15 protein-coding genes are annotated in these 12,967 nt (G+C 69.7%); all 15 read left to right on the top strand.

Features of this window, described 5'->3' with window-relative positions:
• Positions 1-347: 347 nt before the first annotated feature.
• On the top strand, positions 348-1,214 hold the full coding sequence (locus CXY82_RS13215; protein ID WP_104099368.1) for a sigma-70 family RNA polymerase sigma factor: 867 nt from the start codon (positions 348-350) through the stop codon (positions 1,212-1,214).
• Between the two features lie 84 nt (positions 1,215-1,298).
• Positions 1,299-2,144 carry a flagellin gene (locus CXY82_RS13210; protein ID WP_194088386.1) on the top strand — a complete coding sequence of 282 codons (846 nt, stop codon included), beginning with the start codon at positions 1,299-1,301 and terminating at the stop codon, positions 2,142-2,144.
• A 156-nt stretch (positions 2,145-2,300) separates the two neighbouring features.
• A complete protein-coding gene (gene fliD, locus CXY82_RS13205; protein WP_104171317.1) occupies positions 2,301-3,683 on the top strand; it encodes a flagellar filament capping protein FliD in 1,383 nt (460 codons plus the stop codon).
• Positions 3,684-3,694: 11 nt separating this feature from the next.
• Entirely contained in the window at positions 3,695-4,123 is a 429-nt protein-coding gene (fliS, locus tag CXY82_RS13200) for a flagellar export chaperone FliS (protein WP_104171316.1), read from the top strand.
• Positions 4,116-4,463, top strand: a complete 348-nt coding sequence (locus CXY82_RS13195; protein WP_134543495.1) for a hypothetical protein — start codon at positions 4,116-4,118, stop codon at positions 4,461-4,463. Before fliS ends, CXY82_RS13195 begins: the two co-directional genes overlap by 8 nt.
• A 263-nt stretch (positions 4,464-4,726) precedes the next feature.
• The gene (locus CXY82_RS13190; protein ID WP_104099364.1) at positions 4,727-5,068 is read left to right on the top strand and encodes a flagellar basal body protein; all 342 of its coding nucleotides are present in this window, start codon (positions 4,727-4,729) and stop codon (positions 5,066-5,068) included.
• Complete coding sequence (locus CXY82_RS13185; protein WP_104099363.1) at positions 5,068-5,460, top strand: flagellar basal body rod protein FlgC; 393 nt, start codon at positions 5,068-5,070, stop codon at positions 5,458-5,460. Before CXY82_RS13190 ends, CXY82_RS13185 begins: the two co-directional genes overlap by 1 nt.
• Complete coding sequence (fliE, locus tag CXY82_RS13180; RefSeq protein ID WP_199180966.1) at positions 5,460-5,792, top strand: flagellar hook-basal body complex protein FliE; 333 nt, start codon at positions 5,460-5,462, stop codon at positions 5,790-5,792. The genes CXY82_RS13185 and fliE overlap by 1 nt, the downstream gene beginning before the upstream one ends.
• On the top strand, positions 5,792-7,387 hold the full coding sequence (gene fliF, locus CXY82_RS13175) for a flagellar basal-body MS-ring/collar protein FliF (RefSeq protein ID WP_104171314.1): 1,596 nt from the start codon (positions 5,792-5,794) through the stop codon (positions 7,385-7,387). The genes fliE and fliF overlap by 1 nt, the downstream gene beginning before the upstream one ends.
• Positions 7,384-8,403, top strand: coding sequence for a flagellar motor switch protein FliG (gene fliG / locus CXY82_RS13170; RefSeq protein ID WP_104171313.1), 1,020 nt, complete (start codon positions 7,384-7,386; stop codon positions 8,401-8,403). The genes fliF and fliG overlap by 4 nt, the downstream gene beginning before the upstream one ends.
• The gene (locus CXY82_RS13165; protein WP_104171312.1) at positions 8,393-9,037 is read left to right on the top strand and encodes a FliH/SctL family protein; all 645 of its coding nucleotides are present in this window, start codon (positions 8,393-8,395) and stop codon (positions 9,035-9,037) included. The genes fliG and CXY82_RS13165 overlap by 11 nt, the downstream gene beginning before the upstream one ends.
• Positions 9,034-10,371 (top strand): FliI/YscN family ATPase, encoded by a 1,338-nt coding sequence (locus CXY82_RS13160; RefSeq protein WP_369828378.1) that lies wholly within the window; start codon positions 9,034-9,036, stop codon positions 10,369-10,371. Before CXY82_RS13165 ends, CXY82_RS13160 begins: the two co-directional genes overlap by 4 nt.
• The gene (locus tag CXY82_RS13155) at positions 10,371-10,811 is read left to right on the top strand and encodes a flagellar export protein FliJ (RefSeq protein ID WP_104171311.1); all 441 of its coding nucleotides are present in this window, start codon (positions 10,371-10,373) and stop codon (positions 10,809-10,811) included. Before CXY82_RS13160 ends, CXY82_RS13155 begins: the two co-directional genes overlap by 1 nt.
• Positions 10,808-11,497 (top strand): C40 family peptidase, encoded by a 690-nt coding sequence (locus CXY82_RS13150; protein ID WP_104171310.1) that lies wholly within the window; start codon positions 10,808-10,810, stop codon positions 11,495-11,497. The genes CXY82_RS13155 and CXY82_RS13150 overlap by 4 nt, the downstream gene beginning before the upstream one ends.
• Positions 11,494-12,960 carry a flagellar hook-length control protein FliK gene (locus CXY82_RS13145; protein WP_104171309.1) on the top strand — a complete coding sequence of 489 codons (1,467 nt, stop codon included), beginning with the start codon at positions 11,494-11,496 and terminating at the stop codon, positions 12,958-12,960. Before CXY82_RS13150 ends, CXY82_RS13145 begins: the two co-directional genes overlap by 4 nt.
• The last annotated feature ends 7 nt before the right edge of the window (positions 12,961-12,967 follow it).

Below are 12,967 nucleotides of genomic sequence, written 5' to 3'. Positions count from 1 at the left end.
CCGGTTAGCCACGGTGTGGATTCAGACTGCCAGCCGAGACTGAAGGTGTCCACTAAAGGGAGGACACGATTCCGGCAGACACCGGATGCCTGGCCCCCGTTGCGGGGTGATCCGCCCCGATGTGGGGGTGCCTGGCCCCGTTGTGGGGGCACCGTTGCGCATTCGGCCACCGACCGCGCCTTTACGTTTTAATCATGGCCGCGAAGTTCTGTGGCCTGGGCCCCGAACCCCGGCGTCACATCCCCGCTTTCTCGCAACGTCCCCGTGCCTACCCGGCCACTCGTTCGACCAGGCCCTTGCCTGATCGATCGGGACAATTCAGGTGTCAAGCACTCAGGGAGTTCCGTGTGAATCGTGCAGAACGCAACCAATTGGTGATCGACAACCTCCCGCTCGTCGGCTACCTCGTTTCCGAAACCTGGGCCAAGGCCCGGCACCTCTCCCGCGACGACCTGGCCTCGGCCGGAGCTCTCGCCCTGATCACCTCGGCGGATGCCTTCAACGCCGACCTCGGCGTTCCGTTCGGAGCGTTCGCACGGCGCCGCATCATCGGCGCCTTCGCCGACGAGATGCGCTCCAATGACTGGGCCACTCGGATGGCCCGCCGCCGCATCAAGGAGACCCGTGCCGTTCAGCAGACGCTGGCCGGCGCCCTCGGCCGCGCGGCATCCGTCGACGAGGTTGCCGCCGCCCTCGGCGTCGACCGGGAGACCGCGATCGCCGGCCTGTCCGACTCCGAGCGCACCGTCTCGACCCTCGACGACGCCACCGCCGAGTTCCTGGTTTCCGGAACCGAACTCCCCGGCGACTCGCTGCTCTCCGCCGAGCGCCTGGCCTACCTGCACGCCGCCATCGCGGCACTGCCGGATAAGATGCGCGTGATCGTGCAGCAGGTCTACTTCGACGACCGCTCGGTCAAGGAGATCGCGGTCGAGCTCGGAATCACCCACTCGGCGGTGTCTCAGCAGCGGGCGGAGGCCATCCGTCTGCTCCGCGACGGCCTGGGCACGCACTACTCCGACGACGCCGAGGTGGAGTACGTTCCCGAGTCCCGAATTGCGCCGGCCCGCCGCAGCGCCTACCTCGCCCGCCTCGCCGACCAGGCCATGCTCGGCCTGGCGACCGCGAGCGGGGTGGCGTACGCCGCCGGGTCGACGGATGCTGCCGATCCTGCCGGTTCAGACACCCGGGAAGTTTTTTCGATCAACGGCTAACGCGGTCTCAGCAGAGGCCGATAGCTCACTGTGTCAGGCCATGGATGGCCTGGCGTTCACCACCCAATCACGGAGGATTTAATCATGGGTATGCAGATCAACACCAACCTCGCGGCCAACAACACGTACCGCAACCTAGCCGCCACGCAGAACGACATGTCCAAGTCCCTGGAGAAGCTCTCCAGCGGCCTCCGCATCAACCGCGCAGCGGATGACGCGGCCGGCCTGGCCATCTCCGAGGGCCTCAAGTCGCAGGTCGGTGGCCTCACGGTCGCCAGCCGCAACGCCCAGGACGGCATCTCGGTCATCCAGACCGCTGAGGGTTCCTTGAACGAGGTCACCTCGATCCTGCAGCGCGTTCGTGACCTCGCAGTCCAGGCCGGCAACGACTCGAATAACACCGATTCGCGTACCGCGATCACGACCGAGGTTCTTGCCCTGGGCAAGGAACTTACCCGTATCGGTGCCTCGACCAACTTCAACGGTACGGCCCTGCTCGACGGCGTCAAGGCGTCGCTGACCTTCCAGGTCGGCGCTGGCAGCGTCGCTGCAACCGACCAGATTGTCGTGAAACTCACGAACGTGTCTACTATTGGCGCCGCCATTGAGGTGCTGGGAACTGCAGCGACTGACGGTTTCAAGGACGCAGCAACGGCCCTGTCCACCATCGCCGCACTGGACCTGAACATCAAGGCCGTGTCCACGTCACGCGCCGAGCTTGGCGCGAACCAGAACCGGTTCGAGAGCGTCATCAAGAACCTGGCCGTCTCCAAGGAGAACCTCACCGCTGCCGGCTCGCGCATCCGCGACACCGACATGGCCGAGGAAATGGTCAAGTACACCCGTTCCAGCATCCTCTCGCAGGCCGGTACCGCCATGCTCGCGCAGGCCAACCAGTCCGCTCAGGGCGTGCTGTCGCTGCTCCGCTAACCCTGAGTAGCTGAACCTTTCGGGAAACCGCACGGTGAACTATGGCTGGTGGTGACCTAAGAGATGAACTGGACCTCATCCCTCGGCCGCCACCAGCCATTCACGTTTACACCCGCACCATCCAGCTTGATCGCAGAAACGTAAGAAGGGGAAGACATGACGAACGCCATCGACGGACTCGTCTCCGGGCTCGACACCACCTCCCTGATCAACTCCCTGATGCAGGTCGAAGCCGTTCCGCAGACGCTGCTGAAGGCCAAGGTCTCCTCGTCGCAGAACCTGATCTCGGCGCTGCAGGGCCTCAACACCCAGATCGCCGGCCTGGCCGATCTGGCCGGCAAGGCCGCGAAGCCGGCCGCACTCGATCTCTACTCGGCCACCAGTACCTCTCCCACCGTCACAACGGCGGTCTCGGCCAACGCCAGCGCCGGGCAACTCGACGTCGTCGTCGGGGCCCTCGCTCGCAGCCAGGTCGGCGTCTCAGCGGCCATGACCGCCTGGCCCGCCGACCCGGCCGTGCTGACCATCGTCTCCGGCGGTGTCACCACCGAGATTTCCGCCAGCTCGACCTCTCTCGACGCCGTCGCCACGGCGATTAACGCCGCCGGCACCGGGGTCACCGCCACGAAGGTCGCGTCCGGAGTGGATGCCGGCGGCGTCGCCCAGTACCGGCTCCAGCTCACCGGGAATGACTCCGGTGCGGCCAAGGCCTTCACGGTCCATCAGGGCACCGCCGCCGAGGTCACGGCGAACACCGCGCCCGACCTGCTGGCCGCCGCGGGTGCCGCCATCATCCGGACCGCCCAGAATGCCAGCGTCACCCTGTGGGCCGGCAGCGCCGCTGCCCAGACGATCACCTCGGCCACCAACACGTTCGCCAACCTGCTGCCCGGCGTCGCGATCACCGTTTCCGCGGCATCCGTCGACCCGGTCACCATCAAGGTCGCTCGTGACGACGCCCAGATCGGCTCCCTGGCCTCGGGCCTGGTCAGCTCCCTCAATGGCGTCTTCGCGCTGATCTCCACCAAGTCCGCGGTCGTCAACAGCACCAACGCGTCGGGGGCAGCCGTGTTGTCGGCCGGCATCTTCACCAGCGACAGCACCGTGCGCGACGTGAAGCAGCGCATCCTCACGGCCGCCTCGGCACCGATCAACGGTCACTCGCCCTCGGAATACGGCATCAGCATCACGAAGTCCGGAACGATGGAGTTCGACGCGGCCAAGTTCGCCGCGGCCCTCGCCAAGGACCCGGTGACCGTCAAAGCAGCAGTGCAAGAGATCGCGACCCGCGTCGCGGCAGCGGCGTCATCGGCGTCGGACAAATACGACGGGCAGATCACCGCGAAGATCACCGGTCAGCAGTCCACGGTTAAGAACCTCGGCGACCGCATCGCCGACTGGGACCGCAGCCTGGCCACCCGCCGGGCGACCCTGCAGAGCACCTACACCGCACTGGAAACCCAGCTCAGCGCCCTGAAAGCACAGTCCTCGTGGCTGAGTGCCCAGGTTGCCGGACTCCCGACCTCGAGCACAGGATGATGATGGCTGTTATGAGCATGATGGGTGGGGCACAGGCCCGGCGCGCACAGTTGAACCGCGAAGCGGTGCTCTCGGCCACGCCGGTGCGCCTGCTGACGATGCTCTACGACCGGTTGCTGCTCGACCTCGGCCGCGCCGAGATCGCCCAGAACATCGAGGACTGGGCCGTCGCCTCGGAGCACCTCCTGCACGCCCAGGCGATCGTCTCCGAACTGTCGACCTCGCTCAACGTGGAGGCCTGGGAGGGCGGCGAGGGTCTGTTCGCCCTGTACACCTACGTGTCCAACGCGTTGATGAGCGCCAACATCCATCGGGATGTCGCCCGCACCCGGGAGGCCATCGCCCTGCTCGAGCCGCTGCGGCAGACCTGGCACGAAGCGGCCGAGCTGCTGCCGGCCCAGAGCGCGGCGCGTGCCGGTGGGGAGTACGGTCTTGCCTAGGGTTCTGCTCGACACCCACGAATCTGCGAACGAGCGCCAGGAATGGCTGGATGTGCTCGACCAGCTCGAGTCGAGCCTCGGCTCGGGCGCCCGCGACGCCGTGCTGGCCGGCCCGGGGGAGCGCTTCTCTACCGGCGTGCAGTGGCGTGCGCCCGAACACCTGGGCCAGCTGCCCGCCGACCTCGAGACGCGCGCCCGGCGCCTGCTCTCCGGCCAGCTCGAACTGATCAGCGAGATCGAGGATGCCCGGCGCTCCGCCGGCGTGCACCTCGCCGCCGTGCGCACCATCATCTCGGCCCAGCACACCGACCAGGCCGTCTACCTCGACATAGCCGGCTGACTGCCCGCCCACCTCGCGCCCGTTGCCGGCTACCGCCGATGCGGGCCAACTGTTGCCCGCTCGGACATTTGTTGCCCGTGCGCGGGCAACAGTTGTCCGTTTCGACGACAGTTGCGGGGTCCCGCTCGAAAACGTGAGGAAAGAAGTTCCGCGACAACTCCTTACGCGCCTCGGCCACCGGCCGATAGCTAGGAGCGAGCAGGGATTGCTCGACCACAGGCCACGGATCGGCCGCCCTCGTTTTGCCGACGAATCGGGTATCCGTGTTTGAATCCGTGACCATGACGGCGCTCTCCAGCGCGCTGGACGGGCTGGCCCTGCGCCAGCGCACCATCGCGAACAACATCGCGAACGTGAACACGCCGAACTACCACGCCAAGCGTGTGGCGTTCGAGGATGCCCTGGCGCAGTCTGTGCAGGCCGGCAGCGGCAGCACTGTCGCCACCACCGCCAGTTCCCTCGAGCCCACCCGCCTCGACGGCAACAACGTCAACCTCGACACCGAGACCCTCTCCAACATCGACACCGTGCTGCGGTACCAGTTCGCGGCGCAGGCCGTCAACGGACCGTTCACGGCCATGCGCTCCGCGATGCGAACCAGCTGATGACCCTCGACGCCATTGGGATTGCCGGCAGCGGCCTCACCCTGCACCGCAAATGGCTCGACGCCGTCGCGGACAACATCGCCAACGCCAACACGGTCACCGCCACCGACGGTGACGCCTTCCAGGCGCGCTACATCGTCGCCCAGGCCGGCCAGGGCACCACCGGCGCCTATGCGGCCGGGACGGCACTCGGCGACGCCGAGGGAATCCTGACCTTCGACCCGAGCAACCCACTCGCCGACGAGGCCGGCTACGTGCGCCGCCCGGACGTCGACATGGCCGAGCAGATGGGCGCGCTGATCATGGCGCAGCGCGGCTACCAGGCCAACGCCGCCGTCGTCGACCGTGCCAAGACGACCTACGAAGCCGCACTCCAGATTGGACGCTCCTGATGACCATCGGTTCGATCAACCCGATCCAGTCCGTGACCGGCACGGGATACCTCTCCGGCGTGCAGGGCATGCAGGGTGTGCAGGGAACCACAGGGAGCCAGGGCACCGACGGGTCGGCCTTCGGCAGCGCCTTGGTCGGCGCCGTCGACAATCTGCAGCAGCTGCAGGCCACCTCCAACACCCTCACGGTGCAGGCCGTAACCGGAAACCTGACCGACATCCACTCGGCCGCCCTGGCCTCGACCCGCGCCCAGGTCACCCTCGAACTCGTGGCCGCCGTGCGCAATAAGGGTGTCGACGCGTTCAACGAGATCATGAGGATGCAGGCCTGATGCCCCGCCCGATCACGTCGGCCTTCGCACGCCTCGGCCAGAGCATCCGGTCCTTCTCCGTCGCCCAGCGCACGGTCGCCATCATCGGCGTCGCCGTGCTTGCCCTGGGCATCGCCGCCCTGAGCATGTGGGCCACCAAGCCGGCCTTCACGCCCCTGTTCTCCGGGCTGAGCGGTTCCGACGCGAATACCATCGTCGAGCAGCTTCGCACCGACGGCGTCGCCTACGAGCTCAGCGACGGTGGCGCGACGATCCTGGTGCCGCAGCAGAACGTCTACGACGAGCGCCTCAAGGCCGCCGCAGCCGGCCTGCCGTCCTCCAGCACGGGCGGCTACGGGCTGCTCGACACCATGGGTGTCACTTCCAGCGAGTTCCAGCAGTCGGTCACCTACAAGCGGGCGCTCGAGGGCGAACTCGCCAACACCGTCAAGGCCATGAAGGGCGTCAAGAACGCCTCAGTGCGCCTGGCGATCCCCGAAGAGACCGTGTTCGCGTCGGAGCAGAACGACCCCACGGCATCCGTCTTCGTGGAGACGGCCACCGGCAGCACCCTGAACGCCGACCAGGTGCAGTCCATCGTGCACCTCACCTCGGCCTCCATCGCCGGAATGGCACCCACCGACGTGGCCGTCATCGACTCCAAGGGTGTCGTGCTCTCGGCGGTCGGCGTGGGAGCGACCGGATCCGCCGACCAGCAGGCCGGCGCCTACGAGGACCGCGTGCGGGGGGCCGTGCAGGCCATGCTGGACAAGGTCGTCGGGCCCGGCAACGCCACCGTCGTCGTGGCCGCCGACATGAGCTACCAGTCGGCACAGCGGGTTGAGGAATCGTTCACCACCCCGACGGATGCCCCGGCCCTCAACGAGGCCGTCAAAACCGAGTCGTACACGGGCTCTGGCGGCTCCGCGGCCGGCGTCCTCGGCCCGGACAACATCGCCGTCCCGGCGGGCACCGAGGGCGATGGAACCTTCACCTCCGAGGACACCACCAAGAACAACGCGGTCAACAAGGTGACCGAGACCCGCACCATCCCGGCCGGGGAGATCAACCGGCAGACGGTCTCGGTGGCCGTGAACGCCGACGTCGTGGGTCAGCTCAACGTCGCCGACGTCACCTCGCTGGTGGCCTCGGCCGCCGGCATCGACGTGCAGCGCGGCGACGCGGTCACCGTCGAGGTAGTCAGCTTCAACGGCGGCGCGGCAGAGGATGCCGCCGCGGCCCTCGCGGCGACCGAAGCGGCGGCCGCCGCCGACCGGTTCGCAGAGATCATGCGCATCGCCATCATCACCGCGGGGATTGTCATCACTTTCGTGCTGGGGCTCATCCTCTACGCGCGTCGTTCGCGCCGCCAGAGCCGCGAGTCCATCGAGCTTGACGAAATGATGGAGGTCCGGCCCGCGCTGTCCGTGCCGGAGGTGCCGTTCCCGCTGAGCGCCCCGATCGCGCCGATCATGATCGACCCCACCCCGACCGTGGCCTACCTGCCGCCGGCCTCCGACCGGATGCGGGTGGAGATCGACGCACTCGCTCAGCGTGACCCCGCGAAGACCGCGGAATACCTCCGCGGCCTGATGGATGACCGGCAGCCCGCATGATCGACGCCCAGCCGGCCCTGACCGGCACGCAGAAGGTCGCCGTGGTGCTGATGAGTATGGAGCACCAGCGCGCCACCGAAGTGATGAAGCAGTTCACCGAGGCCGAGGCGGCCGATATCGCCGCGGAGATGGTGCAGTTGCGCCGGGTCGACCCGGAGGTGACCGAAACCACCGTTCTGGAGTTCCACGAACTCACGGTCAAGGGTGCCCACACCCGGCGCGGCGGTCACGCCTACGCGATCGGCCTGCTTGAGGCATCCTTCGGCGCGGAACGAGCGGCCGGCGTCATGGTCAAGGTGGCCTCGTCGATGGCCGGCAAGGCCTTCGAGTTTCTCGACGCCGCCGAGCCGCTGCAGATCCTCACCCTGCTTGACGGCGAACTGCCCCAGACCATCGCGCTCGTGCTCGCGCACCTGCGCCCCGGTCACGCCTCCGCCGTGCTCGGCGGCCTCGACGCCGACCTGCGCGCGGAGGTGGCGCAGTGTATCGCCGGCATGGGCACGGCCACCCCCGAGGCCGTGCGCGTGGTCACCGAGACCCTCAAGGCCCGGGTCGGCGCCGTCGCCTCCTCCCGCGACTCGGTGGAGATCGTCGGCGGCATCCAGCCGCTCGTCGAGATCATCAACCGGGCCGATGTGGCCACCGAACGCGCCCTTCTCGAAGCCCTCGATGCGCGCGATCCGGCCCTGGCCGAAGAGGTCCGGTCACGGATGCTGACCTTCGCCGACATCGTCAAGCTCGAAAACCGAGACGTACAGCAGGTGCTCCGCGGCATCGACGCGGGCATCCTCGCCATCGCCATGAAGGGCTCCGCGGACTCTGTGGTCTCGATCATTCGCACCAACCTGTCCGAGCGCAACCGGGAGATCCTCGACGACGAGGTCAAAGCCATGGCGCCCGTGCGGGTGTCGCAGGTCGAGGAAGCGCGCGCCACGATCGTGCGGGCCATCCGCGACCTCGAGGCGCAGGGGAGCATCACCGTGCAGCGTGCCGAGGAGGACGACTATGTTGTTTGACGCAGCGACCGCCCGGTCGAACTTCTCCGCCGTGACCTTTCCCAGCCTTCAGGGCGAGCGGGACGCAGGCGGCGACGCCTCCCGGGCCCGGGGGCACGCCGCCGGCTACACCGCGGGACTCCGCGCGGCCGCCGCCGAGGTGGATGCCCGGATCGCGCGGCTCGACGCCGAGCAGGCCGCCGCCGGTGCCATCGGCCAGGCGCGGATCGACCGGGCGGTCGCGCTGCTGGGTGCCGCCGCCGCCGCGCTGCACGAGCGCACCGTTCCGGTGATCCAGGAGGCGGAGGACACCCTTGTCGCGACCGCGCTGGAACTGGCCGAAGCGATCCTCGGCTACTCACTCGGCGACGCCGACGCCTCGGCGCGGGCCGCACTGGGCCGCACCCTCGCGACCGGAGCGACCGTCACCACCGGCGCACTCGGTACCGTTCGCCCGCACTCCGTGCGGATGAACCCCGCCGACCTTGCTCTGATCGACCTGATCACCCGCGCGGATGCCGGCGTGGACTTCACGGCGGACGCCGACCTCGCCCGTGGCGACGCGATCGCAGAGTTCCCCGATGGATTCCTTGACGCCCGGATCGGCACCGCGCTTACCCGCGCGAAGGCCGCCCTCACCGGAGCCCGGTCGTGACCCTGGCGCAGGCCCCCGCCTGGCGTCCGCGCGCGGGAAAGATCCGCTCCGCCCTCGACGCCGCGCGGCCCCAGCGGGTGGGCGTCGTCTCTTCGATCGTCGGTCTCGGTCTGGAGGTGCGCGGGCTCAATTCCGCGATCGGCGATCTGGTCACGGTCGGCGACGGCGGGGAGATCGACGCCGAGGTGGTCGCCACGACGCAGGGCGGCATCCGGTGCATGCCGCTCGGCCGGATGACCGGTATTCGGATCGGCGCGCCCGTGCGCTCGGACGGAACCCCGCACCTCGTGCCCACCGGCGCCGGCCTGTTCGGGCGCGTCATCGACGGCCTCGGCCGGCCCATCGACGGCAAAGGCCCTCTCTCCGGTGCCCGGTTCGTCGGCCTCGATCACGACAGCCCCTCCGCGATGGCCCGCTCCCGCATCCAGACGCCGCTCCAGCTGGGTGTGCGCGTGCTCGACACCCTCACCACCGTCGGGAAGGGACAGCGGATGGGCCTGTTCGCCGGCTCCGGCGTCGGCAAGTCCTCGCTGCTTTCGATGATCGCCCGCGGCACCGACGCGGAGGTCTCGGTCATCGCCCTGGTGGGGGAGCGCGGCCGCGAGGTGCGCGAATTCCTTGAAGACGACCTCGGACCCGAGGGGCTCGCCCGTTCGATCGTGGTCGTGTCCACCTCCGACGAACCGGCCATGATGCGGCTGCGCGCCGCCTTCCTGGCCACCCGGATCGCCGAGTCGTTCCGTGACGACGGAGCCGACGTGATGCTGATGATGGATTCACTCACCCGGGTGGCGATGGCCCAGCGCGAGATCGGCCTCTCGGTCGGCGAACCCCCCGCCACCCGCGGTTATCCGCCCTCGACCTTCTCCCTGCTCGCCCGCCTACTCGAGCGGGCCGGCACCGACGAAACCGGGTCGATCACGGGCGTCTACACGGTGCTCGTCGACGGCGACGACCACAATGAACCGATTGCGGATGCCGCCCGCTCGATCCTCGACGGACACGTCGTACTCGACCGCAAACTGGCTGTCCTCGGCCATTTCCCCGCTGTCGACGCGCTCTCCTCGATCTCCCGCGTCGCCTCCCGGGTCAACAGCCCCGAGCAGAACCAGGTCGCCGGCCTGTTGCGCCGGGTGCTCGCCGCACGCCGCACCGCGCAGGACCTGCTCGACGTCGGCGCGTACCGGCGGGGCACGAACCCGCTTGTCGACGCCGCCGTCGACAACGAGGGCGCCATCAACGCGTTCCTCCAGCAGCGCATGGACGACCAGACCTCGGCCCCGCTCGCTTGGGACCAACTCACGACACTTACTCGAACGCTGGGGGCGCTCTGATGAAACGCACTTTCGCTTTGGCCGGGCTCCTCCGGCTACGGCACCTGCAGCAAGACCAGGCCGCCGGCGACCTGGCCCAGGCCAACGCCGTCGTTCAGGCGAACGCGGCTCGCCGGGCCGCAACCAGGGCCACCCTGCGGCACACGCCGAGTCTGGCCAGCGGGGCTGACACGCTGACGGCGATCGCCTCCGCCCGCGCCTCGGCGCACAGCATGTTGGCCGACATGGAGGCCCTCGGCCGCAACTACCAGGTTGCCGTCGGCGAGGCGCAGGTCGCCTTCGACGCGACCCGTGCCGATACGGTGCGGTTGGAGAAGCTCGAGGGCCGGCACGGAGCCCTGGTCGCGGCCGACGACCTGCACCGCGAACAGGCCATCCTCGACGAGATTGCGTCGACCGGCTGGCACCGCAACCGGGGCGCGGACGGTGACCCGCGATGACCATGATCGCGGCGATGAGCCGGGTCAGCGAGATCCAGGCGACACTCGTACAGCTCTCGGCCGGGGCGAACGCCCAGAAGGCGCAGGCCACTGCCGCAGCCGGCAGCGCCACCGCCGGTGCGGGCGCGAGCACCTCGGCGAACACCTTCGCCGACGCCCTCGCGACGGCGTCGGGCGCCGCCGCGGTCCGCCCGGCCGCGCCGAACCCGGGCGGGGCCACCGGCGCCGACGTGGTCGACGCCGCGAAGAAGTACCTGGGCGTGCCCTACGTCTTCGGCGGTGAAGACGCCAGCGGCATGGACTGTTCCGGGTTGGTGCAAACCGTGTATGCCGAAATGGGCATAGACGTGCCGCGCCTCGTCTCGGGCCAGATGAAGATCGGCACCGAGGTCGGTTCCCTCGCCGAGGCCAAGCCCGGTGACCTGATCGTCACCGGCGGCGGCGAGCACATCCTGATCTACGCCGGCGACAACAAGGTCATCCACGCGCCCTACGAGGGCCGCACGGTCTCACTGGTCGAGGCCTACATGGACGACTCCGAGATCGACACCATCCGCCGTGTGATTCCGGATGCCCCGGCCGCCACCGCGAGCCCGGCGTCCTCGAGCACGGCCTCCGCTTCGTCAGCCGCCGGCAGCCAGCTCAGCGCCGCACTGGCCTCATTCATGAACGGAGCCTCCCGATGAGCGCCACGTCCGTCCGGCTGGCGCCGGCGCCCCACACCGCGGCGCAGGCGCTGGCATCCGCGTCCTCATCCGCCGCCGCGTCCTCATCCGCCTCCTCCGCCGCCTCCCCCTCGGCTTCGCGTGGCCCGCTGGGTGCCCGCCCGGGTGCCGGCTCATTCGCGTCCGTGCTGCAGGACACCCTCGCGGGCCCGCGCACCTCCGCGATCGCGTCTCCGCCGGGTTCCGCATCAACCTCATCCCGGGCTCCCGAGCCGACCTCGGAGCGCACCGCCGAACCGGCCTCCGGACCGACCACTGATCTGAGGAACGCCCAGACCGGCGCGGCGCCGGCCCCGGAGCACCAGCAGCCGAGCGCCATCCTGCCTCCCGCCGGGTTCAGCCGTCCGCCACTGCCGACCGGTGCGAAAGCCACCGGGGCGATAGCCACCGGAGCCGACAGTGCTGCCCTCGCCGACTCCGTCGGGACCGAGGCCGTGACCATCCCGACCGCCGCCGCCGGCACCGCCGCCGCCGAGACTTCCACCATCGTTGCCACCGAATCCGTAGCCGACTCAGACTCCACGGAGACGTCCGCCGCAGACTCCAACACTTTCACCGCAGCGAACGCCGCTGGCGGTACCGCGCTTCCGGCCGGGGCTCTCGCTGCCCCGGTGCCGGTGCCACCGGCACCCGCCGCCGTAGCGCCCGTCGCCACCGCAGCGCCCGGTGCCACCGCAGGGCCCGTAGCCGGGACGGCATCTTCCGCCGGAGCGACTGTCGCGGGCACGGCGCCCACGGGCCTCACGGCGCCCACGGGCCTCACGGCGCCCACGGGCCTCGGCGCGACCGCAGGGACATCCGTCGCCGGTGACCGCGCGGCCACCGTGAACCTGAACCAGGCCGAAGCCTCGGCGACTGCCGCCCTGCTCGTGCCGCTCGGCACCCCGGCCACGGCGGCCACCCCGGCCACCGCCCCCCTTGTGCCGCCCGGCGCCCCGGCCTCGGCCCCGGCAGCACCGCCCGCGCCACTGGCCGGCCAGGTGTCCCGACCCCTGTTCACCCTGGTGGGCGCCGCCAACGGCGACCACGTGCTGACCATCAGCGTGAGTCCCGACAATCTGGGCCCGGTCACCGTGCGGGCTCACGTGCGCGGGGAGCACATTCGGGTCGAGCTGTTCGCGCCCACGGACCTGGCCCGAGAGGCGCTCCGGGCCATCCTGCCCGACCTGCGCCGGGACCTGTCGGGCGGCGGGCTGAACGCGCAGCTCACCCTGTCGGCCGACGCCCGCGCCTCGGACCCCTCGGCCTCCCGACAGGGCGGACCCGACGCCCGCCAGGAGCGGCCGGCCGAAGACGACAGGGCGACCCGAGGCGACCGTGCGGCCGGCCCTGCCGTCGACCGTGCCGCCGACCGTGCCGCCGACCTCAGACTGTCTTCCCTGCGCGCCGCCGGCTCACACACCACCATCGACGTTCTCGCCTGACCTGCTG

Source organism: Cryobacterium sp. M23, assembly GCF_002929655.1.
Taxonomy (GTDB): domain Bacteria; phylum Actinomycetota; class Actinomycetes; order Actinomycetales; family Microbacteriaceae; genus Cryobacterium; species Cryobacterium sandaracinum.
Note: the sequence above shows the minus strand (reverse complement) of the source record. Positions and strands in the feature narration are given on the sequence as shown.